Source organism: Brevibacillus sp. Leaf182 (assembly GCF_001423865.2).
In the GTDB taxonomy this organism is placed as follows: Bacteria; Bacillota; Bacilli; order Brevibacillales; family Brevibacillaceae; genus Brevibacillus; species Brevibacillus brevis_C.
In genome coordinates, this window is the sequence record NZ_LMPN02000017.1 from 330,204 (window position 1) to 353,273 (window position 23,070).

Sequence of the window (23,070 nt, forward strand, 5' to 3'; positions counted from 1 at the left end):
CCTGAGTCGTCAAATTACAAGTAGAACGTACAAAAGGTGGTTCAGCTATGGACAAAAACGGATTAATGGAGCAATGGTTCCTGCGCTATGGCGATGATATTTTCAAATTTCTTATTTACTACACAGGAACCCGCGATGTAGAAGACCTCGTTCAGGATGTCTTTCTAAAAGCGCTTCGGTCTCTGGATGCATTCGAAGGCAGATCGCAACCGAAAACATGGTTATTGACGATCGCGAGGAATACCGCCATCGATCATAAACGAAAGCAACGTCTTCGTAATTGGCTGCCAGATAAATGGCTGGCGAGTGTAGAGACGGAAGAAAAAACACCGGAAGAAATTCTGCACGTACATGAGGAGCAGCAAGCACTTTACCAGGCGATCCGTGAAGTAAAACCCGCTTTTCGCGAGGTGCTCATTTTGCGTGGAGTCAAGGGACTGTCCTCCAAGGAGACGGCTGAAATACTTGGGTGGTCCGAAAACAAAGTAAACGTGACACTGCACCGTGCCATGAAAGCTGTCAGGGAAATATTTGAGCGTGAGAAAAAGGAGATGATTGGCGATGCGATCTAATTCAGACCATGACTTACTAGCTAAATTGAAAGGGATGCCGGATATGAAAATGAGCGGAGAAAAAAATCACGAGATCGTTTCTGCTATTCGCCAAACAAATGTGAGTAAATCTGGGCGGACTGTCCCTTTTCGTGGTTTCTCTGCCCTTGGCAAGGGATTGGCCCTCTGCTCCGTACTTGCTGTGACCGTCTGGCTGGGAGCCTCACTGCTTACGAATCAACAACAGAGTACATTGCCAGACACCATTGCGCCTATTGCTCCTGGCTCTCCTACTGCTTCTCCGGGACCGGCTCCAAACAACAGCGTAACCACACAGCCTACTCCGCAGTCAGAGGAGCTATTGTCACAAATTCTCTCCAATGCGAAAGAAGGCAGAGTCATCTGGCATCCTTTCTCTCTGGAAAGAACGGTAGAGGAAGTTGAGAAGGGCTGGGGAAAACCTGAGAAAACCTACACAGCAAATGGGCTGATCTACTCCGCCTACCCGAAAAAAGAAGTCGTGTTTGGCTACAACAAAGGCATGCAGCTCGTAGACATGCACAGGACAGATTCACGTTTGCAGCAAATCAGCCTGTCTGCCGTCGAAAAGAGCTGGGGAAAACCCGGGCGTATTAGTGAGTTTGGCAATCAAACGATTTACACCTACGATGTCACAAACGACTATCAGGTGAAGTTCCACTTCCAAGGCACGAAAAGCACGAGTAAGGAAGACTTGATTCTTGTTGAATACCATCTGTATCACCCGCAAGGAAACAAAAATCTCATGCTATATGGAGACAACGCCGAATTGTTGCAAAGCGTGCGTGATCTCGCCGGGAAAGGCCAAATCTTTGGCAGTCAGTATCGTTTAGAAAAGGATGTATTCGATGATGCAGAAAAACAACTGGGCAAACCGGATGTCGTCTCCTTCATTAATGGTATCACTTACAATACGTACCGGGATCTCAATCTAGTCTTCGCCTTTAACAAAGGAATGCAGATCGTGGATATTCGTTCCTATGACCCGCGCCTGCAAGCAATCACACTTGCCGAAGTGCGTGAAACACTTGGGGAGCCAACTAGCAAAATCACAACGGGCGGCCAAACCATCTACACCTACAAGGTAACCCCTGATTACGAATTGAAATTCATTTTCTCAGGCATCATGACCGATGATCCAAACACCCTTTACATCGATCACGTAAACATTTACTACCCACGAGGAACATTCAACAACATGGCGGGATAACCACACAAAAAAGACGGGAGCATTAGTCCCGTCTTTTCTCATTATTTACCGATGATGTAGCCTTCCAGCTCATCCAGTACTTTATTGGCTGCGATTACGCCACCGGAAGTATTCCAGATGGTGTCATCCACTTTGAATGCCTTGTTGTTTTTCACGACGTTCAGGTTTTTCCAGAGAGGATCGTTTGTCCACTCCTGCTCCAGCTTAGAAGCCTCGCCTTTGCCTGTTTCGTACGTGAAGTAGAACATGATGTCGCCGTCCATTTCTGGAATGCGCTCTTTGGTTACTTCTGCTGCGAATTCTTCTTTATCTTGGGAAGCTGGACGTGCCAGGCCAAGATCCTTGAAGATCGCGCCAGTGAAGGTGTCTTTGTAGTAGATGCGAACTTTACCAGGCATGAAGCGAACTACGGATACTTTCGTGTTCAGCTTGTCGCCGGCTTTTACTTTGAAGTCTTCTACGCGCTTGTTCCAGTCAGCAAGGACCTTTTCGCCCTCAGCCTTTTTGTTTACTGCTTCTGCGAACAAGGAGAAGTTTGCTTTCCAGTCACCGCGCGGCTCATCCACAAATACGGTTGGAGCGATTGCAGTCAATTGTTGATAAATTTTTTCATGACGGAATTTCATACCCAGAATCAGGTCAGGTTTCAGTGCCGCGATTGCTTCTAGGTTAGGTTGTCCTTCTGTACCAACGGATTTTGTCCCCTCAAGGAAGGACTTGGTGAAATCGTAGAATTGAGTAGGATCAACGGTCGAACCTACAGCCCCTACTGGCTTTACACCGAGAGCCATCAAGGTTTCTGTACCTTGGTTAGTCAACATAACGATACGTTCTGGTGTTCCTTTAATGGTTGTTTCACCCATTGCGTGTTTCACTGTGTAGCTTTGGCCGGAACCCTCGGAATTGCCAGTTGCTTGATCAGCAGGCTTTTGTTCTGCCGGCTTTTGTTCGCTTGCTTGCGGTGCGCCACAACCTGTAACGATCAGCAAGAGCGCCATTAAGACAGCAAAGAACGCTTTACCGCCTGCGGTCCGATATGTACGAGAAAACATGATGAAAGGACCCCTTTCCCTTTTCTATAATGAGAATTCATATCAATGACAGAGTCTATCCTACTCCCCTGCTTGTCAAAAGTCAATCATAAAATGATAATGACTATCAACGTCATTGACACTTCCTTTATGTAGCTCTACACTTAACTATGAAACCATCTAAGAAATAAGGATGTAGCCATCATGAATTCTTTTTTAGCTAGCAACTTTCGTAAAATTCTGGGAGTGGTATTCGCCCTTCTTCTCCTGACTTACCTCAGTTATGCCAGCCTCATCTTTGGCGTCATTGACACGAGTTGGCAAACTGCGATTGATGCCTACACGAATTTCAACGGCTCCAATGAACACATCGTCATTAAAGAAGTACGAGTACCGCGTGTGCTCAATGCGCTTACGGTCGGTTTCTGCCTCGGCTTGGCCGGAACTCTGCTCCAATCCTTGACGAGAAACCCTGTTGCAGACGTTGAACTGTTCGGTCTTAATGCAGGTGCTTCTCTTTTTGTTGTGTTCGCCGTTACATTTGTTGGGATCAGCTCCTTGACCCAGTTTACGTGGATTTCCTTTTTAGGAGCCGCTGTAGCAGGTTTGATCGTCTACTTGCTCGGTTCATTCGGCAGAGATGGTCTTTCGCCTGTGAAGCTGGTTCTAGCGGGTGCAGCTATCACCGCTTTGGCTTCCTCGATCCGACACGGCATGATGGTCCTGAATGAAAAAGCTACTGACGAGGTGCTTTTCTGGCTGGCGGGTTCCGTTGGAGGCAGAAAGCTGGAGTATTTAGCCACTGTCTTTCCTTATATGATCATCGCCTGGATCGCTGCTTTTGCCCTCGCACGTCCGATTCAAACGTTGTTGATGGGCGATGACGTTGCAAAAGGTCTCGGACAACGCACATTATTGGTCAAATTTAGTGTTGGAATCGTCATTGTTCTCTTATCCGGTTGCGCGGTTGCTGTTGCTGGACCTATTGGTTTTGTCGGATTGGTTACCCCGCATCTGGCCCGCTATCTTGTCGGAATCAACACACGCTGGGTGCTTTTGTACAGCGGTCTGCTTGGTTCCATTCTGCTGCTGTTAGCAGACATCGGCGCTCGCTTTATCGCAATGCCTGCCGAAGTTCCTATTGGAGTAATGACAGCCCTGATCGGAATTCCGTTCTTCATCTATGTCGCACGCAAGGGGCTGGATAAATAATGAAAGACTACCTGTCTCTTCGCATCGGCAAGCGCTTTTCATCGTTTCAGCTACATAAAAAGACGATCTGGTTTTCGCTACTCGCCTTGCTGATCGTCATCGCAGTGGCGGTTGTCAGTCTCGGAATGGGTGAAATGAAAATCGCCCCGCTCGATGTGGTAAAAGTTTTGTTGGGAATCGGTTCAGAAGAGAATGCTTTGATTGTGGAGCAATTTCGCCTGCCACGCATCGTCATTGCTATTCTGGTAGGTGCCGCACTCGCCGTTGCGGGTGCCATCATGCAGGGGCTCGTCCGCAATCCGCTGGCTTCCCCGGATATTCTTGGGGTATCGGGGGGAGCATCTGTTTTTGCAGTCGGTTTCCTGATCCTATTTGAAACAGCGAGCATCAAGTGGCTTCCTCCCATCGCTTTTTTGGGAGCAACATTGACGACATTCCTGCTGTACGCCCTCTCTTGGAAAAAAGGAGTTACGCCGCTTCGTCTCGTCATGATCGGTGTTGGAATCAAAATCGCAGCGGGTGCCATTGTCACCATGCTGATCATGTTCAGTCCGTTTTTGCTGCAAAATAAGGCATTGCTCTGGCTGACCGGAAGCATCTACGGCGTTGCCTGGAACGACGTATTCATGATTTTGCCGTGGGTAGTCGGACTGATTCTCGCAGCGTGCTTGCTTGCAAGACGCGTGAACATTCAACAGCTCGGCGATGATCTGGCGACAAGTCTCGGCAGTTCCTTACAATTGGATCGCTTCCTCCTGCTCATGATTTGTGCGGCTTTGACGGGAACAGCCGTCTCTGTTGGAGGAGATATCAGCTTTGTGGCTTTGCTGGCCCCACACATTGCCAAGCAACTGATTGGTCCGTCCTTTGGCGGTGCCATGACACTTTCAGCTTTCTTGGGTGCCATTATCGTATTGCTTGCCGATTTGATTGCACGCATGGCTTTTTCACCAATCGAAGTGCCTGTAGGAGTATTCACCTCTGCCATCGGCGCTCCGTTTTTCATCTACTTGCTGTACAAAAACCGAAATCGCTAGGAAAGAACTTAGTCCCGCTGTAGTGGTGGGGAGGAAACAGGAGAAAACGCTCAGATTCTTGTCCCACCCACTGAGGGATTCACTGCCCGACTCCATGCAAAAAGCGAAACCGCGTCCAAAGTAGTTCTTTCAGGATGTTTTTCAGAGGTGGACGCTTAAGAGCGTGTTTCGCTTTTTGCATGGAGTCTCGGTCGGTGTACCAAAGATCTTCGCTTATTTCTCCTGTTTCCTCTACGAGCTTTCCTTGTTATGACGATTTTAAAAGCCTTAAAAGAATGTAGAGCATATTCCGTTACGCCAGAGAAGAATATTTCCAGACGTAGCGACTTGTGGAGTCCTACCGAGCGGAGAAGGGATTCGCGGGCAAAAGAAACGCAACCGTGCCCATACGACGAAGCGGCTACCGCTTTTGCGTTTCCCCGCGAATCCCTTCGGAGCGGACAGTGCACACTTCCAGTGGGACGGAGCCTGGAGCCTAGACTGGAAATATTCTTCTCCCCACCGCAGCCACATGCGACCCTGAATATATTTTTAAACTTCCTATGCGTTTGAAAGGAGTCCAGACCATATGCAAGCTTTGGAAACCCAACGGCTTACGTTATCGTACGGAGAACGCAACATCATTGAAGCATTAGATTTAAACATCCCGCGTGGAAAAATCACAGTTTTCATTGGCAGTAATGGCAGTGGCAAATCGACATTGCTGCGCTCTCTGGCACGTTTACTCAAACCAAAGGAAGGCGCCATCCTGCTTGAAGGAGAATCGATCGCGAAACGCTCTACCAAAGAGGTAGCCAAACGTCTTGCTATCCTTCCTCAAGGCCCATCTGCACCAGAAGGATTAACGATTCTGCAATTGGTCAAACAAGGACGCTATCCTTATCAAAACTGGCTACAGCAATGGTCAGAAGAAGACGAGCAGATGGTCAACAAAGCATTGGCAGCTACTCAACTCACGGATATGGCTAATCGTGCCGTCGACAGTCTTTCTGGCGGACAACGTCAACGCGCCTGGATTGCGATGACGCTCGCCCAAGGAACCGAGACGATTTTGCTGGATGAGCCTACGACTTATTTGGATATGTCGCATCAGATTGAGATTTTGGACCTGTTGTTTGAACTGAATCAAACGGAACAGCGTACCATCGTCATGGTTCTCCACGATCTGAATCTCGCTTGCCGCTATGCCCATCATATCGTTGCTGTTCACAATCAAACCGTAGTGGCAGAAGGCGCTCCGAACGAAGTGCTGACGACCGACCTTGTCCGTACGGTATTCGATATGGATTGCCAAATTACGCAAGACCCGCTGTACGGAACTCCTATGTGCATCCCGTATAGTAAAAGTCGCCTGGGCACTGTGCAGACCGAACGAAAAGCATTCGCCATGTCATAAGCGCCAAACAACAAAAAGACTGTCCATCGAGTCGTATGGGCAGTCTTTTTTCTTATGCAAAAACTTGAACGCCTAACGAAGCGAGGCTTCCGGTGGCATGTTTCTTTCATCCTACACAAAGAGGCGCGGCAGTCCCGGACTTTTTTTGCATCCTGGACTGCCGCGCGCTCTTTTTATCTATCAATCAGGCAAGCTTACTTCTTCAGGTTGTAGAAGGCAGAACGACCGCCAAAGCGAGCTGTATCAGCGAGTTCGTCTTCAATACGCAGCAATTGGTTGTACTTCGCTACGCGGTCAGTGCGGGAAGGCGCACCAGTCTTGATTTGACCAGCATTTGTAGCGACTGCGATATCAGAGATTGTAGAGTCTTCCGTTTCACCGGAACGGTGGGAGATGACCGCTGTATAACCTGCCAGCTTCGCCATTTCGATCGCTTCGAAGGTTTCTGTCAGCGTACCGATTTGGTTTACTTTTACCAGAATGGAGTTACCTGTGGAGGTCTCGATTCCGCGAGCCAGACGCTCTGTGTTCGTTACGAACAAGTCGTCACCTACCAACTGGACTTTGCTGCCCAACTTGTCAGTCAGCGCTTTCCAGCCATCCCAGTCGTCTTCAGACAAACCGTCTTCGATGGAGATGATTGGGTATTTGTTTACCAGATCTTCGTAGAATGCGATCATTTCTTCTGTTGTTTTCACAACGCCTTCGCCTTCGAAGTGGTATTTGCCGTCTTTGAACATCTCTGTAGCCGCTACGTCCAGCGCGAGGAACACGTCTTTGCCTGGCTCATAGCCCGCTACCTTGATCGCATCCAAAATGGTTGTGATCGCTTCTTCGTTGGATTTCAGGTTTGGAGCAAAACCACCCTCATCCCCTACTGCTGTGCTCAGGCCTTTTTCACCCAATACTTTTTTCAGGGAGTGGAAAATTTCCGCACCTGTGCGCAGCGCTTCCTTGAAGGATGTCGCACCTACTGGCATAACCATGAATTCCTGAATGTCTACGGTGTTGTCTGCGTGCTTACCACCGTTCAGGATGTTCATCATAGGAACTGGCAACATTCTTGCGTTGAAGCCGCCGAGGTAGTTGTAGAGAGGAACGCCGAGAGAATCTGCGGCTGCACGTGCTACTGCCATGGACACGCCGAGAATCGCGTTTGCGCCCAGCTTGCCTTTGTTTGGCGTGCCGTCGAGCTGAATCATCGCCATATCGATACCAACTTGATCGAGGGCATCCATGCCGATCAGTTCAGGAGCAATGATTTCATTCACGTTTTCTACGGCTTTCAGAACGCCTTTGCCCAGGTAACGGGATTTGTCACCGTCGCGAAGCTCAACTGCTTCATACGCACCTGTAGACGCTCCAGATGGAACATCTGCGCGACCCATCGAGCCATCTTCGAGATACACTTCTACTTCCACAGTTGGATTACCGCGGGAGTCCATAATTTCGCGTGCATAAATGTCAGTAATCATTGCCATTTCTCGTCCATCTCCTTTTTTCATGTGCACTTACAATCTATTTTTCGATAAAAGCCAAGCTACCCTTACAGTGTGTCCCAGTAAAGCCTATTTTGCAAGTAACGATTTGCCTGTCATTTCAACCGGTTGCGCTACCCCCAAAAGCTCCAAAAGCGTTGGTGACAAGTCGGCCAAAATACCGTCTTCGCGCAGAACAGCCCCGTCTTTGGTCACGATTACAGGCACCGGATACGTACTGTGTGAAGTAATCGGGCGTCCCGCTTCATCCAGCATCAGATCCGCGTTTCCGTGGTCAGCCGTGATGATGGCTACGCCACCTTTTGCTACGATGGCATCGACCACTCGGCCCAAGCATGCATCAACCGTCTCGACTGCTTTGATCGTTGGCTCCATCATACCGGAATGACCAACCATGTCGCAGTTGGCAAAGTTCAGGATGATCGCGTCAAAATTGTCTGCCTCAATCTCAGCGACAACAGCGTCTGTCAGCTCTGGTGCACTCATCTCCGGCTGCAGATCGTACGTCGCTACTTTTGGCGAAGGAATCAGGATACGCGTCTCACCTGGAAACTCCTTTTCACGCCCGCCACTGAAGAAGAACGTCACATGCGGATATTTCTCTGTCTCGGCAATGCGCAACTGCTTCAAGCCGTGCTGGGAAAGCACCTCTCCCAATGTATTATCCAGATTGGAAGGCTTGTAAGCGACATACCCGTCAACCGTCTCGGAAAAATGCGTCAGGCACACAAAATGCAGATCGCGTGGTCGCTTATCTCCGCGGTCAAAGCCACGGAAGTCTTCATTCGTAAAGGCTTGCGACATTTGAATCGCACGATCCGGGCGGAAATTATAAAAAATAATCGAATCGCCGCTTTGAACGGTCGTCACAGGTTTGCCTGCTTCATCAAGAATCACGGTTGGCATGACGAATTCATCCATAATGGACTTTTCGTAGGATTCCTTTACCGCTTGAACCGGATCACGATAAGCCGGAGCATCTGCATACACCATGGCACGATACGCCTTCTCTACGCGATCCCAGCGTTTGTCCCGATCCATCGCATAGTAGCGACCTTGTACCGTAGCAATGCGGCCAACGCCGATTTCTGCAATTTTGGCTTGCAGCTGTTCGATATAGCCCACTGCACTGTCAGGCGATACATCGCGGCCATCGAGGAAACCATGGATGAACACATCCGCAAAGTCCTGCTTTTTCGCCAACTCGAGCATCGCAAACAGGTGGTCAATGTGACTGTGTACACCACCATCGGACAAAAGTCCGAACAGATGGAGTTGCTTGCCGTTTTGCTTCGCGTGCTGGAAAGCTGCGATCAATGTTTCGTTTTCAAAAAAAGCGCCTTCTCGAATCGACTTGGTAATGCGCGTCAAATCCTGATAAACAACACGCCCTGCTCCGATATTGAGATGGCCTACCTCGGAGTTCCCCATCTGTCCTTCTGGCAGTCCAACAGCCAGCCCACTTGCCTCCAGGGTCGCGTGAGGGTATTGGTTCCAGTAACGGTCAAAATTCGGCTTGCTGGCTTGTGCTACTGCGTTTCCATACGTTTCGTTACGCAGAGCAAAACCATCCACAATTAAAAGGGCAACCGGTTTTGGTCTTTGTGCCATTGCTTTCTCCTCCTATCGCGACGTAGCTCCTGCCACAAGCTGCAAGTAGCTGTCCGCTACGAGACTCGCGCCACCAACCAATGCTCCGTCGATGTCTGGCTGTGCCATGTAGCTTGCGATGTTTTCCGGCTTTACGCTGCCGCCGTATTGAATGCGCACTTTCTCGGCTGTCGTTTGTCCGAAGCGTTCACCGATTACACTGCGAATGATAGCAATCGTTTCATTGGCATCCTCTGCCGTGGAAGACTTGCCTGTGCCAATCGCCCAAATCGGCTCGTATGCAATAATGGTATCCGCCACTTGTGCAGCATCCACTCCAGCAAAGGCACCTTCTGTCTGCGTACGGACTACGTCAGCTGTCTCGCCTGCTTCCCGTTGCTCCAGACTCTCGCCTACGCACACAATCGGTACGAGACCTGCGGCTAATGCGGCTACAACCTTTTTGTTCACGGTCTCATCTGTCTCATTGAAATATTGACGGCGCTCGGAGTGACCAAGGATCACGTACTCCACACCGATTTCTTTCAGCATGGACGCGCTGATTTCGCCTGTATAAGCACCTTGCTCTTCAAAATGCATGTTTTGCGCGCCGATGGCAATATCCGTGCCCGCCAGCTCTTCCTTAAGTGCAGCCAACGCTGTAAAAGGTGCGCAAATGACTTTTTGTACCCCGGAAGTATGGTTGCCTGCCTTGGCGTCCTGTGCAAACGCTCTTGCCTCGGCCATCGTTTTGAACATCTTCCAGTTCCCCGCGATAATTGGTGTTCGCATGCAAACTCCCCCTCTTCGCTCTTATTGGTTATCTGCCAACACAGCTACGCCTGGCAGTTCCTTGCCTTCCATGAATTCCAGGGACGCTCCGCCGCCTGTAGAAATGTGTGTCATCTGCTCGGCTACGCCTGCTTTTTCCACAGCCGCTACGGAATCGCCGCCACCGATGATGGTCGTACCGCTGCATGCTGCCATCGCCTTGGCTACACCAATCGTGCCGCCTGCAAAAGCATCCATTTCAAATACGCCCATCGGACCGTTCCATACAACCGTTTTCGAATCTACAATGACGTTGTGGTACTGCTCCACTGTTTTTGGCCCAATATCGAGTGCCATCCAGCCCTCTGGAATCGCATCGATTGCAACGACCTGCTTTTCTGCATCTGCCGCAAAACGGTCAGCTACCACAACATCAACTGGCATCAGCAATTGAACGCCGCGCTCTTTTGCCTGATCCATCAACGTACGTGCGAGATCGAGCTTGTCGTCTTCACACAGAGAAGCACCAATGCCATAGCCCTGTGCTTTGAGGAATGTATTCGCCATACCGCCACCGATAATCAGATGATCGACTTTGGTCAACAAATTTTCAATGACAGCAATCTTATCCTTTACTTTTGCACCGCCGACAATCGCGGTAAACGGACGCTCCGGATTGGACAAGGCTCCGCCCATGAAGCGAATCTCCTTTTCCATCAATAAGCCCGCAACTGCTGGTATGTACTCAGCGATTCCCGCTGTAGAAGCATGTGCCCGGTGAGCTGTCCCGAATGCATCATTCACAAACAGATCAGCCAAGGCCGCAAAGCTTTTTGCCAGTTCTGGATCGTTCTTTTCTTCTCCCGCATGGAAGCGCACGTTTTCCAACAGGATGACGTCGCCAGACTCAATTCGTTCTACTGCCGCTTCTACGTCAGCACCATGGCAATCCTCCAGCTTACGCACGTCCTTGCCCAAAAGCGAGGACAGATGGGCTGCGACAGGAGTAAGACGCATCTCTTCCACTACTTGGCCTTTAGGACGCCCAAAATGGCTCGCCAGGATTACTTTGGCTCCTGCCTCCATCATGAAACGGATAGTTGGTACAGCAGCACGAATGCGTGTATCGTCGGTGATTACCCCGTCCTGCATCGGCACGTTAAAGTCGACACGGCAGAATACGCGCTTGCCTGCCAGCTCAACATCGCGGATAGATTTCTTGTTCATGAACGATCCTCCCAAATCATTGGCTTTTTATTCGGAAAAAAGATATGGGAAAAGGGAGATTGCTCTCCCTTTTTTTCCACAACAGTTCTATTTTACGTGTTAGAAGCCGCGCTGTGCAACATAATGACACAAGTCTACGACACGATTGGAGTAACCCCACTCGTTATCATACCAGGAAACGACTTTTACCATGTTTCCTTCCAGTACCATTGTAGACAAAGCATCGATTGTGGAGGATGCAGGGTTTCCATTGTAATCAGAGGATACGAGCGGCTCTTCGGAGTAGCCGAGAATGCCTTTGAGTGGGCCTTCTGCCGCTTCTTTCAGAGCGTTGTTGATTTCTTCAACAGTTGCGTCTGTTTTCAGCTCAACTACCAAGTCCACTACGGATACGTTTGGAGTTGGTACGCGCATAGCAAAACCGTTCAGCTTGCCTTTCAGCTCAGGCAGTACGAGTGCTACCGCTTTTGCCGCTCCTGTAGAGGTTGGGATGATGTTCTCCGCAGCTGCACGGGCACGGCGCAAATCTTTGTGCGGCAGGTCGAGAATTTGTTGGTCATTCGTATAAGAGTGAACGGTTGTCATCAAGCCGCGTACGATACCGAATTTTTCATTGAGAACCTTCGCATATGGCGCCAAGCAGTTCGTTGTGCAGGATGCGTTGGAGATCACAGTGTGTTGTGCTGGATCGTACTTGTCTTCGTTTACACCGATTACGACTGTAATGTCTTCGTTTGTTGCTGGAGCGGAGATGATGACTTTTTTCGCGCCACCCTCCAAGTGCTTCGCTGCATCTTCGCGCTTCGTGAAGCGTCCAGTCGATTCGACTACGATTTCAACACCGTACTCTGCCCACTTGAGTTGTGCTGGATCGCGTTCTGCCAACACCTTGATTTCTTTGCCATCAACGATGAGCGTGTTCTCGGAAGCTTCAACACTCACGTTCAAAACGCCATGAACCGTGTCATATTTCAAAAGGTGCGCCAGTGTGCGTGCATCTGTCAGGTCATTGACCGCTACGATTTCTACATTCGGATTGTTCAGTGCTGCACGAAATACGTTACGACCGATACGACCAAATCCGTTAATACCTACTTTTACCATAATGTATACCTCCTGCTCATTAGCTAGCTTTATTCTTCATCGCGAGAAACCTGCCCTCTGGCGAAAACCAGCGAGTCGATAATATCGTAACAATCGGTAATAAGATTGGAAAAAACACAAAAGGTAATGTCTGGATCGTTGAAACACCTAACGTGAGTGCCATCATCATCGATAGTCCGTTCCAAGGGATCAGTACAGGCATGACCACTGTGGAGTCCAGCATCGTCTTGCCCAACAGCTCACGCCCTCCATCCCATTGGGAGAACCTCCCGAGAAGAGTCGAGCCGAGAACCAGTATTGGAATGGTTTGATTACAACTGATGATAACCACTAACAGCGACAATGCCGCTGCCTTCGCTACCAATACCGTCTTATTTTTTGTATGGCCCATCATTTTGTCTACGATGGGAGTTAATAAATTGGCTCTGTTCAAAATGCCGTTTAAAAAGCCTGCGAGAATGATTAACGCCAGAACATTGAAGATGGCGAACATCCCGCCCCCATGGACCAGTTGATCCAGCGGCGTTCCTGAATGAAGCTCAAATCCATATAGTATCGATGTAAAAAACGTCTTCACATCCAAATTCCCATTGATCCCGACTAGAATCGCACTGGCTCCGATACCGAAAAACAATGCCTTTACTGCTTTTACTCTCAGTGCAAAAGAGGCAATTAACACGACGAGAGGCAGCATGAGCAGCCAATGTACAGAAAAATGACTGACTAACAGCTCTTGGTACATCTGAATGGTATCCGTCGAGTTCGCCTGAGGTCGAAACAGATCAAGGATCAGGAAAAGTAACGCGCAAAGCGCTACCGTAAGCAAAGCAGGACGCCGTGTTCTTCTTTCCTGCTCTTCTGTCATACCGACATTGGAAAGCACCAGTAATCGACTGCTGGATATCGGTGAGAAACGTTCCCCCACCATCGCCCCAGAGATGAGCGCACCACCTACGATCGCAGGTGATATCCCTGCTGCGTGTGCAATACCCATCAGGGACAGCCCAATCGTACTCAGCGTGCCGATTGATGTACCCAATAAATAACTGACGCCTGCGGTCAACAGAAAAGAGAGGACGAACAAATACTCGACATTCACAATCGATAATCCGTAGTAAATGATGGCGGGAATGGTTCCTCCCATCATTAATAGCGGAATCAAGAGTCCTACTAAAAACAGAATCGTAAGGACGGGCTTTGCCTTTTGGACACCTTCCCAGCCAAACACGAACTGCTGCTTCCACGGATAACCCAATCTTTTTACACTAACCAGTGTGACCAAGATCGCAAAAACAATCCCCCATGCAATCGGAAAACCGAGCGATAGGCTCAAAATGATGCCAGCGATCATTGCCAAGATGGGTGTTACCGATGTGATAGACATGCGACCGACTTCCTTCCGTTACAATCGTGTGGACAACAGCGTGTAAGCTGCCCCTTCGTCCGTAATGAGTACATTCTGACACGATTGCTTAGCAAAGGAAAGAATCGCTTTTGCCTTGCTTTCGCCCCCCGCAATGGAGAGCACAGTTTCTGCCTTGTGCACTTCCTCTAGCTGTAAACCAATTGTCGGCATTCTGTGGACCGTTTCTCCCGCTTCATTAAAGTAGTAGCCGAATGCTTCTGATACAGCGCCCGTCTCCACTAATTCTGCGAGCTCTTCCTCCGAATAATTCCGCCTTCTCGCCATCGTGACGGCATCCCCGATTCCATGCAAAACGATTCGGGTTTGGCCCAAGAGCGACAGCACATCTTGTACTTGCGGCTCTTTAACCAATGTCTGCAAGGCTTCTGGATGAAGGCGATCCGGTACGTGAAGAAGCCGATAAGAAGCACCTGTTTTCGCTGCCATGGCGGAAGCAAGCGTATTTGCTTGCAGCTCTACGCGTTCTCCCAGTCCACCGCGAGCAGGGACAAACTGAACGTTTTTGAACGAAGCAGAAGGCGTCAGATGACTTGCTACGCTGGCGATGGATGAACCACCTGTTACCGCTACAATGTCTCCTTCTTGCACGACCTGTTTGAGGATCCTTGCCCCTACCCGTCCAAGCTCTTCCTTTACCCAAGGCGATTGATCTGCATTGCCCTGCACCACAATGACTTCTGCTATGCCCAGCTTTTTTTGCAGGCGCTCCGCCAAGTCAGTAAGGCCGAATAGCTCTCCGACGAGAGGCTCCATGTCGTCCAAGACTTGTTGCCCTTCTTCACTCAGGCTCATTCCCGCAGCCGTTACATGAAGGAGCCCCGTCTCTTTTAGCAGTTCCACTTCTGCCCGCAAAATACGCTCAGTGGTATCCATGGCTTGAGCTAGACCTCTTCTGCCAATCGGCTGCAAATGATAGATGGATCGGAGTAACATGTACCGCTGACGCAAAACCTGAATCAAGTCAGGCAACAATTTTTGTTGCAGTTCCAGTAAACGTCGCATTATACCTTCTTCCTTGGTTACAAATTGTTGATCGGGACGTTTTATGTCCCTGTATATACATTTTATGTCCCGCTTGATGCAAAAAAAAGATCACTTGCTACAACTTGAATGTATCATATTTAACAATATCTTGCAAGTTTTCCCCGAGCCCCTATAAAAAAGTGCCACTCATGTCCGAGCGGCACGTCCATGTAATTCGTTTCGCAGCTCCCCGAGCGTCACCACGTGTTTAATAGAACGAAACACGATTTCTCCATCAATTTCGACAACTGGAATGACAAACATCATTTCTTCATGCAAGACAGGATCACTTTCAATATCGACTACGCGCATACGAAGGGGGAACTCCTCCGCCAGACTGCGGATGTAGAGTTCCACCTCGTCGCACAAATGACATTTATTTCGTCCGTACAAGACAATTTCAAACGTTTTTTCATTCATGCCCTTAAAACCTCTTTCGTTTGGCCGACGATGGAATCAGCATTTCTTCCCGGTACTTGGCAACCGTGCGGCGGGAGATTTCAATCCCCTCTGTAAGCAGCATCTCACCCAGCTTTTGATCAGATAACGGAGACTTTCGATCTTCTTGCTCGATCAGAGCTTTGATTCTGCGCTTAACGCTCTCAGAAGAAGTCGCTTCCCCGCTGGAAGTAGAGAGCGCTGACGTAAAGAAATACTTCAGCTCAAAGATTCCACGCGGTGTCTGGACGTACTTGTTGCTGGTTGCCCGGCTGATCGTCGATTCGTGCAGGCCGACCCGCTCTGCAATTTCCTTTTGTGTCATGGGCTTTAAAAAATGAATCCCCCGATCAAAAAACTCCCGTTGCATATCGAGGATAGCCTGTGTTACACGCATGAGCGTCAGGCGGCGCTGCTCCAGACTTTTTGCCAGCCACATAGCGGCATTCAGCTTATCGTGAATGAATTGTTTGGCTTCATCCTGACTTTTTTGCTGGCTCAGCATTTTTTCATAGAAGCTGTTGATTTTCAACCGTGGTGCAGCAACATCATTGACCAATACTACATAATCATTCCCGACCTTCTCTACCGTCACATCTGGAATGACATATCTTGTCTCCACTGTGGAAAAGGCCGCACCTGGACGCGGATTCAGTGTACGGATCAGGTCTGCCATCGCCTGTACGTCTTGCGGTGTACATCCGATTTTGTCTGCGATCCGTTGATAGCGATTGTCCGCCAAATCTTGCAGGTGGTTGCGAACGACCTGAACGATCTTTTCGTCATCGAGTGCCAAATGCCCGAGCTGCAGCAAAAGACATTCTTCTAAGCTGCGTGAAGCTACGCCTACCGGATCAAAATGCTGCAAAACGGACAACACGTCCTCAATTTCCAGCATTTCAGCGCCCAGTCGCGCACTTGCTTCCTCCAGGGTAATTTCCAAATACCCCTTCTCATCCAGATTCCCGATCAAAAAGAGAGCGATCTGTTTTTGCAGCGACGAGAATCCTTTTACATAGCCGAGTTGACGCTCCAAATGTTCGTACAGCGTCTCCGCACCTTGCTGGACGTGATCCAGCGGATTGTAAGTGCTTTCATTTTTCGACGAACCGTACTCACCTGTCGCGCGATTGCCCACAATTTCTTTCCAGTCAATCTCAGGAGCTGGTTTCTCTGCTTTTGCAGAAGCGACTTCTCCAGCCACTTCAAGGTCAAAAACAGGATTCTCATTGGCCTGATCCTGCAAATAGGAGATGAGATCAATGGCTGAATACTGCAATATGGTAATCGCTTGGCGTAATTCCGGCGTCATCACTAATTTCAGTGTTTGTTCTTGAAATAACCCCAATCCCATGTTCATGAAGCTCGCCTCCTTCGCACTTGCTCATGCTGCTCGATGACTCTTTATTTTCATTATATTCGTTCTCTCATGCAATTTTCCTGCCAAATTGATGAAGCAGAACACAAAAAATGTCGAAAGATCTTCACCAATGGACTTTTTCAATCTTGCTTACCTTATTGCTAGTTTTTTCTGTTGAACTATTTTTTTCGTTTGCATTGAGATTCTCGATGTTTTATAATAAAAGTTGTCGTCACAATATACGCCTGTAGCTCAGTGGATAGAGCAATGGTCTCCGGAACCATGTGCGGGGGTTCGATTCCCTTCAGGCGTACCATACTTACGAACATAAAGCGATCTCTTGGACTTCCAGAGGTCGCTTTTTTATGTTGAACCCCCCATGGTAACACAAAACAGGCCCGATTAAGGACTGTTTTTCATGCGCTACCTTTACTGGTTGTCCTTTGATAGTTCTATTGAATTGGCGGATAGTAAATACGAAAAAACCCTGAAGCATTACTCTCCTTCAGGGTTCTCACTCAACTATAGTTAAACACACATCGATTCCCTACTGATGATTCCTCGTTTTATACAAAAGATACACAAAAAACGGCGCTCCAATCGCTGCGGTAAAAATCCCTGCTGGCAAATCATGCGGTAAAAACACCGTTCTCCCAATCAAATCAGCCAAGACGACGAGCATCCCGCCCAAAATAGCGGAAGCCGGAAGCAAGTAGCCATACGCAGAGCCAACTAGCCTGCGAGCAATGTGTGGAGCCATCAACCCAATAAAACTGATTCCTCCTGCCACACCAACCGCAGCACCTGCCAGTGCTACACTGATCGCAATCAAGAGCAATCTCTTTTTATCAATCGCTACGCCAATGCCTTTGGCGATATCATCACCGAGCTCCTGGGCATTCAAATAACGGATTTGGAAAATCGTAGCACCGAGAAACAAAACGGTCCACGGAAGCAGCGTCATCACATTTACCCACGACATTCCGTACACCGTTCCAGTCATCCACCCGAGAGCGTTTGAGGCTTTGTGGGTTTGGGTGATCACCAGGAAAAAGATCGTTAATGCCCCCATCCCCGCTGAGATACATACACCGACCAGCGCGAGGCGAAAAGGTGAGACTCCTTCCTTCCACGCAGTGAGATACGTAAGCGTAGCGGTTAACAATCCACCGATCAAGGCCACCAATGGCATCCATTGCACACTTACATCTTTTGCGAAAGTGATAAATGCTACCGCTGCTGCCGTCGCTCCCGCTGTAGTCCCGATCAAATCAGGCGAAGCTAATGGATTTCGCACCAAGGACTGCAAGATGGCCCCCGATACTGCCAGGGAGGCCCCTACCATGACTGAAACGACAACGCGAGGCAATCGCCAATCCAGCACGATCAATTCATTCTGATCACTGCCCGCTCCCACAAAAGCTTTGATGACTTCCCACACAGGAATATGCAAGCTTCCTAAGCCAATACTCAGTACAATCACAACAGATAACAGCAAAAATAAAATGAAATTAATTCCTAACGCTCGCTTATTTACATGAAACGAGAGCGCTGGCTTTTTGGTCCGAATAACTACATGTCTATGCATATGCCCTCCCCCTGACCAGCGGGATGATAAAAGCCACTCCGATCATGGCAGTTGCTACGCCTACTGGTACTTCCAAACGCATAGGCATCAAGACAAGACGAGAAAGCAAATCAGCGCAAACCAGAAAAGCTCCGCCGAAGACAATCGAATAGGGAATCAACCAGCGATGATCAAGGCCGACTAAAAAACGGCAAAGATGCGGTATGATGATCCCCACAAATCCAATCGGTCCTGCGAGCGCGACACTCCCACCTGCTAAGAGCACCACGATCAATATCGCTGTAGCTTTTACCAAGATAATCTTTTGGCCCAGGCCAGTCGCTACATCATCTCCGAGTACCATCAAGTTTAACGAGCCGGTCAGTAGCATAGCGCCTAACCAGCCTACTAGCAAATAAGGAACGATCATAAAAAAATGATCGAGCTGTCTTCCCTCCACAGAACCAACTAACCAGTAAAAGGCCTCTGTCATCGTCTTTTCTTGCAGCAGCATAAATAGTGAAGTCACAGACGAAGCAAAAGCAGCAACCGCTGCCCCCGAAAGTGTCAGCTTAATCGGAGTCATGCCTCCCCGCCCAGCGGAAGCCAACCCGTATACAAGCAGAGCAGTCACCCCGGCTCCGATAAAGCCTGCCCACATCATTTGCGACATTGGGAATTGCGAGCCAAAAACAGCAATCGTCGTCACAATAGCAGCTGCAGCTCCAGCGTTCACACCTATAAGAGATGGTGAAGCCAAAGGGTTACGAGTCAACGCCTGTAACAAAACACCTGCTACAGCGAGGCTGCTCCCCACCGCTACCGCTGTCAGTGTACGCGGCATCCGGGAAGTCGTAATAATCAAATGTTCCTCTGAACCGGAAAATTGGGTGTATGCCTCTACAGCAGTAGTGAGCGAATACCGATTGATTCCGAAAAGGATACTAGCTACCATCACGACTGCCAGGACGACGAATCCTATTATGAGTACAGTAGTCTTTTGCAGTCGGCTGGACAAAATCACATTCACGCCTGTTCCCTTCTTTCCGTTGCATTCTCCCTGTTCTGTCTATTCGCTACAATGTATGTAAGTTTCTCCCACTAATCAGTCTAAGCTTGCGGATAGGGCTAGTCAATGATATTGATTTTTATTATCGCTACTGGAAAATTCAGCACAAAAATATCTATAGTTTTCCTTTGATTCCAAAAAATATATTGACACATTGTCATATATGCATATACAGTAGTGAAGAAAAATGATAATCATTATCAGTTAAAAGGGGGATTTTCCATCATGCGCAAAACTTCCCTGCGTTTGATGATCGGGGCTATGCTTTCCGTTGTCATGCTCGTAACAGGCTGCGGGGGACAGGCAACGCCTTCATCCAGCTCATCTTCTTCTACACCAGCACCTGCACCGGCAGCGTCTGAAGAGAGAGAAGTAAAACACTTTATGGGGGCAACAAAAATAAAAGGGACTCCTCAACGCGTCGTCACTCTTACCAGTGAAAGCACAGAGGCAGTTCTCGCATTAGGGATTACGCCAGTTGGGGCTGTCATGAGTGGCCTCGGTAAACCTGGTGACCCATGGCATCCACATATTAAAGAGAAAATGAAGGATGCAGTTGAATTAGGTGACGAGAACCAACCAAACGTTGAGCTGATCACCAGCCTGAAGCCAGACCTGATTCTGGGAACCAAAGGACGCCAAGGGCAAGAAAAAGTATACGATCAGCTTTCCGCGATTGCCCCAACCGTCTTCTCCGAGGATCTCGTAGGCAGATGGAAAATCAACTTTGCCCTTTACTCAGAAGCACTGAATAAAAAAGCTGAAGGCGACAAGCTGATGGCTGATTTCGATAAGAAGATTGAGGATGCAAAAGGAAAACTGGGTGATAAGACGAAGATGAAAGTCTCTGTCGCTCGTTTCGTAGCAGGCACAACCCGTCTTTACTTGAAAGACACTTTCTCTGGCGTTGTTCTGAGCCAGCTCGGCTTTGCTCGACCAGCCTCCCAAGACATCGATGAGTTCAAAAAAGACATTCCAAAAGAGCTCATGTCTGAAATGGATGGCGACGTTATGTTTTACTGGATCGGCGATTATTCCGGTGATGGATCTGCCAATAAATACACCGAGGAATGGATGAAAGATCCGCTCTATCAAAAATTGAATGTCGCGAAAAACAATAAGGCATTCCAAGTTGACGAAGTGATCTGGAACGTAGGCGGCGGTATCCTTTCTGCTGAACTGCTTGTTGATGACATCGTAGAACGCTTCTCCAAACTGTAGGCTACATACTTTCCGATACCGTCAATGAAGCAGGAGTGGTTGAGATAACCACTCCTGTTCTTTTGCCTACTGGCATTATTGATCGAGTTCCTTCTTTCCAACAGTATCCTTACTGGGCAGAATCGGATCTATTTGTTCAGGTTTACGCGAATAAGCTTTGTTTGTAACCAAAATCGTCGCACCGATGATGACGATAAAAATGAGCACCAACGCAACGATAAAACCAGTTGTCATGCATACACCCCCGACTTTTTTCTAACTTTCATTATAGCTGATTTCCATGCGAGTCAGAACCTTCATGCCTAACCAATTCATTATGGAATAGCAAACTATTCCAAATTTTGATAGGAAAATGGCTTCTATATCTCGAATAGTTACGACAACGCTATCTCACTCAAATCCTTGATAGACTATGCGGGGGAAATCTGATGAACAAGCTTAATACCCCTTTCTTATGGAAAAAGAAACGCTCAAAAAAGGAAATCACGCAAGTGTTATTTCCAGATCAAATATTAAAAGCATTTTTTCACTTCACGACAGATGCCATCTCGATTAGTGATCTCGATAACAATATCGTCCTGGTAAATCATGCTTTTGAGCAATACTACGGTTGGTCGATGGAGGAGATTTACGCTTCACCGCTTTGCTTTATTCCATACGAGTATAGGAACGAGACCAAACAGTTATTTGATGCGGTCAGGAGCATGGGTGTATTACTAACCAATTACGAAACCATCAGGCAGCGAAAAGATGGAACGAAGATGGATGTCATTCTGTCGGCTGCTCCAATCAAAGATGAAACCGGAAAAATTATTGGTGCTTCCTGCATTACCCGTGACATTTCCGAACGCAAAAAAATGGAAGAGGCCTTGCGTCAAACCGAAGCCAAATATCGTCTCCTCATTGATCATACCCAGGATATCGTGACGATTTATGATTTATCCATGCGACGCATCTATGCATCCCCATCAATCGAGCAATTGGGATTTGTTCCAGCCGAGGTTACTTCCCCTAACAATCTGCAACTCACACATCCAGAGGATGTCCCTATGTTCCGGGACAAATTTCAAGAGATCATGGCAACGAAACAACCCGTTCATTTCGAGACGCGCTCTATGGATAGGAACGGAAACGAGGTCTCCTTCGAAACACGCGGTATCCCCATTTTAAGCGCGGGAGGAGACGTCCAAAACATCATGTTAGTCTCGCGGAATGTCACCGAACGCAAATACTCTGAGGCCGCCTTGTTTAAAAGCGAGAATACGAACAAAATCATCTCGGAATACACAGATGATCTGATTCTGATTACGGACAAGAACGGGGATATCCTCTATCTCTCCCCTTCGCATTCACGCGTAATCGAAACGAGTGAACATTGCCGTCAGCTCACCTTTGCCGAGATTCATCCAGAAGATCGCCAAACTGTCATTGACCACTTTCATCATTTACTGGCGACCCAAGAACCAAAAATATGCGAGTTTCGTTTCCAAACGAAATATAACAAATGGATCGTCCTCGAATCAAAGGGTACCCCCATCCTTACGAAAACGGGAGATTGTGATGGCTTTATCATCGTATCGCGCGATATTACAGAACGCCGATATAACGAGGAATTATTACGGAAGGCTGAGAAACTGTCCGTGATTGGAGAGCTGGCTGCTGGAATCGCCCATGAGATTCGCAATCCGCTCACCTCTTTGAAGGGCTTTATCCAATTTCTTTATCCGAGCATGAATGATAACCAGCAATATGCCGACATCATGCTCTCTGAATTGGACCGGATTAATTTTATTGTGAGTGAATTGCTAGTCTTGGCAAAGCCACATAGCATTCAAATCAAGCCTCTTCCGCTCATCCCTTTGCTGGAAAATGTCTTGGCACTATTGAGGTCGGAAGCAAATTTGAAAAACATCCATTTCCGTACCGCATTTGCTTACCATCCGATCATTGCGGGAGAAGAAAACCAGCTCAAGCAGGTCTTTATCAACATCATTAAAAATGCCATCGAAGCGATCGACGGACATGGTGAGGTTCTCATTGCCACCGCCTTAAAAGACAATCATCAAGTACTCATTACGCTCACGGATACTGGCTGTGGAATCTCTGAAGAAATGATTCACAAGCTGGGTGCCCCCTTTTTCACGACAAAAGAAAACGGGACTGGCCTCGGCCTCATGATTAGCAGCAAAATCATGAAAGACCACAACGGCAGTCTGGAAATTAAAAGCAGGGAGCACGAAGGTACAGTGGTAGAGATTACACTGCCGATTGTACCAGACCAAATTGGGTCATCCTAGAG

General features: G+C 48.3%; 20 protein-coding genes and 1 tRNA gene. 8 read left to right on the forward strand and 13 right to left on the reverse strand.

Features of this window, described 5'->3' with window-relative positions; genetic code table 11:
- Positions 1–47: 47 nt before the first annotated feature.
- On the forward strand, positions 48–572 hold the full coding sequence (locus tag ASG16_RS07540; RefSeq protein WP_056495173.1) for an RNA polymerase sigma factor: 525 nt from the start codon (positions 48–50) through the stop codon (positions 570–572).
- Positions 562–1,800, forward strand: a complete 1,239-nt coding sequence (locus ASG16_RS07545; RefSeq protein ID WP_056495171.1) for a YjgB family protein — start codon at positions 562–564, stop codon at positions 1,798–1,800. The genes ASG16_RS07540 and ASG16_RS07545 overlap by 11 nt, the downstream gene beginning before the upstream one ends.
- Before the next feature lie 41 nt (positions 1,801–1,841).
- Here the strand turns inward: ASG16_RS07545 and ASG16_RS07550 are convergent, their stop codons facing one another.
- Positions 1,842–2,852, reverse strand: a complete 1,011-nt coding sequence (locus tag ASG16_RS07550) for an ABC transporter substrate-binding protein (protein WP_056495168.1) — start codon at positions 2,850–2,852, stop codon at positions 1,842–1,844.
- A gap of 183 nt (positions 2,853–3,035) precedes the next feature.
- Here ASG16_RS07550 and ASG16_RS07555 point away from each other — a divergent pair, with 183 nt between their 5' ends.
- The 3 genes from ASG16_RS07555 to ASG16_RS07570 all read left to right on the forward strand — a co-directional run bounded on the left by ASG16_RS07555 (position 3,036) and on the right by ASG16_RS07570 (position 6,476).
- Positions 3,036–4,043, forward strand: a complete 1,008-nt coding sequence (locus ASG16_RS07555) for a FecCD family ABC transporter permease (protein WP_056495163.1) — start codon at positions 3,036–3,038, stop codon at positions 4,041–4,043.
- Complete coding sequence (locus ASG16_RS07560; RefSeq protein ID WP_048034944.1) at positions 4,043–5,080, forward strand: FecCD family ABC transporter permease; 1,038 nt, start codon at positions 4,043–4,045, stop codon at positions 5,078–5,080. Before ASG16_RS07555 ends, ASG16_RS07560 begins: the two co-directional genes overlap by 1 nt.
- Before the next feature lie 568 nt (positions 5,081–5,648).
- Entirely contained in the window at positions 5,649–6,476 is an 828-nt protein-coding gene (locus tag ASG16_RS07570) for an ABC transporter ATP-binding protein (RefSeq protein ID WP_007729437.1), read from the forward strand.
- Positions 6,477–6,670: 194 nt separating this feature from the next.
- Here the strand turns inward: ASG16_RS07570 and eno are convergent, their stop codons facing one another.
- The 9 genes from eno to rpoN all read right to left on the reverse strand — a co-directional run bounded on the left by eno (position 6,671) and on the right by rpoN (position 16,914).
- A complete protein-coding gene (gene eno / locus ASG16_RS07575) occupies positions 6,671–7,957 on the reverse strand; it encodes a phosphopyruvate hydratase (RefSeq protein WP_056495160.1) in 1,287 nt (428 codons plus the stop codon).
- An 87-nt stretch (positions 7,958–8,044) separates the two neighbouring features.
- Entirely contained in the window at positions 8,045–9,586 is a 1,542-nt protein-coding gene (gene gpmI, locus ASG16_RS07580) for a 2,3-bisphosphoglycerate-independent phosphoglycerate mutase (protein WP_056495157.1), read from the reverse strand.
- Between the two features lie 12 nt (positions 9,587–9,598).
- Positions 9,599–10,357, reverse strand: a complete 759-nt coding sequence (gene tpiA, locus ASG16_RS07585) for a triose-phosphate isomerase (RefSeq protein ID WP_056495154.1) — start codon at positions 10,355–10,357, stop codon at positions 9,599–9,601.
- 21 nt (positions 10,358–10,378) lie between these two features.
- Positions 10,379–11,563 carry a phosphoglycerate kinase gene (locus ASG16_RS07590; protein WP_056495151.1) on the reverse strand — a complete coding sequence of 395 codons (1,185 nt, stop codon included), beginning with the start codon at positions 11,561–11,563 and terminating at the stop codon, positions 10,379–10,381.
- 99 nt (positions 11,564–11,662) lie between these two features.
- Positions 11,663–12,667 carry a type I glyceraldehyde-3-phosphate dehydrogenase gene (gap, locus tag ASG16_RS07595; protein WP_056495148.1) on the reverse strand — a complete coding sequence of 335 codons (1,005 nt, stop codon included), beginning with the start codon at positions 12,665–12,667 and terminating at the stop codon, positions 11,663–11,665.
- A 19-nt stretch (positions 12,668–12,686) separates the two neighbouring features.
- Positions 12,687–14,051 (reverse strand): Na+/H+ antiporter NhaC family protein, encoded by a 1,365-nt coding sequence (locus tag ASG16_RS07600; RefSeq protein WP_056495145.1) that lies wholly within the window; start codon positions 14,049–14,051, stop codon positions 12,687–12,689.
- 18 nt (positions 14,052–14,069) lie between these two features.
- Positions 14,070–15,095 carry a sugar-binding transcriptional regulator gene (locus ASG16_RS07605; protein WP_056495142.1) on the reverse strand — a complete coding sequence of 342 codons (1,026 nt, stop codon included), beginning with the start codon at positions 15,093–15,095 and terminating at the stop codon, positions 14,070–14,072.
- Positions 15,096–15,263: 168 nt separating this feature from the next.
- Positions 15,264–15,536 (reverse strand): glutaredoxin family protein, encoded by a 273-nt coding sequence (locus ASG16_RS07610; RefSeq protein WP_056495139.1) that lies wholly within the window; start codon positions 15,534–15,536, stop codon positions 15,264–15,266.
- Between the two features lie 4 nt (positions 15,537–15,540).
- Positions 15,541–16,914 carry an RNA polymerase factor sigma-54 gene (rpoN, locus tag ASG16_RS07615; RefSeq protein WP_056495136.1) on the reverse strand — a complete coding sequence of 458 codons (1,374 nt, stop codon included), beginning with the start codon at positions 16,912–16,914 and terminating at the stop codon, positions 15,541–15,543.
- 241 nt (positions 16,915–17,155) lie between these two features.
- Here rpoN and ASG16_RS07620 point away from each other — a divergent pair.
- Positions 17,156–17,230, forward strand: a tRNA-Arg gene (locus ASG16_RS07620).
- A 231-nt stretch (positions 17,231–17,461) separates the two neighbouring features.
- Here ASG16_RS07620 and ASG16_RS07625 read toward each other — a convergent pair.
- The gene (locus ASG16_RS07625; protein ID WP_048034955.1) at positions 17,462–18,502 is read right to left on the reverse strand and encodes a FecCD family ABC transporter permease; all 1,041 of its coding nucleotides are present in this window, start codon (positions 18,500–18,502) and stop codon (positions 17,462–17,464) included.
- Positions 18,495–19,511 carry a FecCD family ABC transporter permease gene (locus ASG16_RS07630; protein WP_056495133.1) on the reverse strand — a complete coding sequence of 339 codons (1,017 nt, stop codon included), beginning with the start codon at positions 19,509–19,511 and terminating at the stop codon, positions 18,495–18,497. Before ASG16_RS07630 ends, ASG16_RS07625 begins: the two co-directional genes overlap by 8 nt.
- 264 nt (positions 19,512–19,775) lie before the next feature.
- Here ASG16_RS07630 and ASG16_RS07635 point away from each other — a divergent pair, with 264 nt between their 5' ends.
- Positions 19,776–20,771, forward strand: coding sequence for an ABC transporter substrate-binding protein (locus ASG16_RS07635; protein WP_056495130.1), 996 nt, complete (start codon positions 19,776–19,778; stop codon positions 20,769–20,771).
- A 75-nt stretch (positions 20,772–20,846) separates the two neighbouring features.
- Here ASG16_RS07635 and ASG16_RS30845 read toward each other — a convergent pair whose 3' ends face one another.
- On the reverse strand, positions 20,847–21,005 hold the full coding sequence (locus tag ASG16_RS30845; RefSeq protein WP_173630884.1) for a hypothetical protein: 159 nt from the start codon (positions 21,003–21,005) through the stop codon (positions 20,847–20,849).
- A 194-nt stretch (positions 21,006–21,199) separates the two neighbouring features.
- Here ASG16_RS30845 and ASG16_RS07640 point away from each other — a divergent pair, with 194 nt between their 5' ends.
- A complete protein-coding gene (locus ASG16_RS07640) occupies positions 21,200–23,068 on the forward strand; it encodes a PAS domain-containing sensor histidine kinase (RefSeq protein ID WP_056495127.1) in 1,869 nt (622 codons plus the stop codon).
- Positions 23,069–23,070 lie beyond the last annotated feature (2 nt).

Coding starts and splice junctions, on each gene's coding strand:
- ASG16_RS07550 (WP_056495168.1), bottom strand. CDS start 2,852: ATGTTTTCTCGTACATATCGGACCGCAGGCGGTAAAGCGTTCTTTGCT.
- tpiA (WP_056495154.1), bottom strand. CDS start 10,357: ATGCGAACACCAATTATCGCGGGGAACTGGAAGATGTTCAAAACGATG.
- ASG16_RS07570 (WP_007729437.1), top strand. CDS start 5,649: ATGCAAGCTTTGGAAACCCAACGGCTTACGTTATCGTACGGAGAACGC.
- ASG16_RS30845 (WP_173630884.1), bottom strand. CDS start 21,005: ATGACAACTGGTTTTATCGTTGCGTTGGTGCTCATTTTTATCGTCATC.
- ASG16_RS07635 (WP_056495130.1), top strand. CDS start 19,776: ATGCGCAAAACTTCCCTGCGTTTGATGATCGGGGCTATGCTTTCCGTT.
- ASG16_RS07625 (WP_048034955.1), bottom strand. CDS start 18,502: ATGCATAGACATGTAGTTATTCGGACCAAAAAGCCAGCGCTCTCGTTT.
- ASG16_RS07610 (WP_056495139.1), bottom strand. CDS start 15,536: ATGAATGAAAAAACGTTTGAAATTGTCTTGTACGGACGAAATAAATGT.
- ASG16_RS07560 (WP_048034944.1), top strand. CDS start 4,043: ATGAAAGACTACCTGTCTCTTCGCATCGGCAAGCGCTTTTCATCGTTT.
- ASG16_RS07540 (WP_056495173.1), top strand. CDS start 48: ATGGACAAAAACGGATTAATGGAGCAATGGTTCCTGCGCTATGGCGAT.
- gap (WP_056495148.1), bottom strand. CDS start 12,667: ATGGTAAAAGTAGGTATTAACGGATTTGGTCGTATCGGTCGTAACGTA.
- ASG16_RS07545 (WP_056495171.1), top strand. CDS start 562: ATGCGATCTAATTCAGACCATGACTTACTAGCTAAATTGAAAGGGATG.
- eno (WP_056495160.1), bottom strand. CDS start 7,957: ATGGCAATGATTACTGACATTTATGCACGCGAAATTATGGACTCCCGC.
- ASG16_RS07600 (WP_056495145.1), bottom strand. CDS start 14,051: ATGTCTATCACATCGGTAACACCCATCTTGGCAATGATCGCTGGCATC.
- ASG16_RS07555 (WP_056495163.1), top strand. CDS start 3,036: ATGAATTCTTTTTTAGCTAGCAACTTTCGTAAAATTCTGGGAGTGGTA.
- rpoN (WP_056495136.1), bottom strand. CDS start 16,914: ATGAACATGGGATTGGGGTTATTTCAAGAACAAACACTGAAATTAGTG.
- ASG16_RS07590 (WP_056495151.1), bottom strand. CDS start 11,563: ATGAACAAGAAATCTATCCGCGATGTTGAGCTGGCAGGCAAGCGCGTA.
- ASG16_RS07605 (WP_056495142.1), bottom strand. CDS start 15,095: ATGCGACGTTTACTGGAACTGCAACAAAAATTGTTGCCTGACTTGATT.
- ASG16_RS07640 (WP_056495127.1), top strand. CDS start 21,200: ATGAACAAGCTTAATACCCCTTTCTTATGGAAAAAGAAACGCTCAAAA.
- gpmI (WP_056495157.1), bottom strand. CDS start 9,586: ATGGCACAAAGACCAAAACCGGTTGCCCTTTTAATTGTGGATGGTTTT.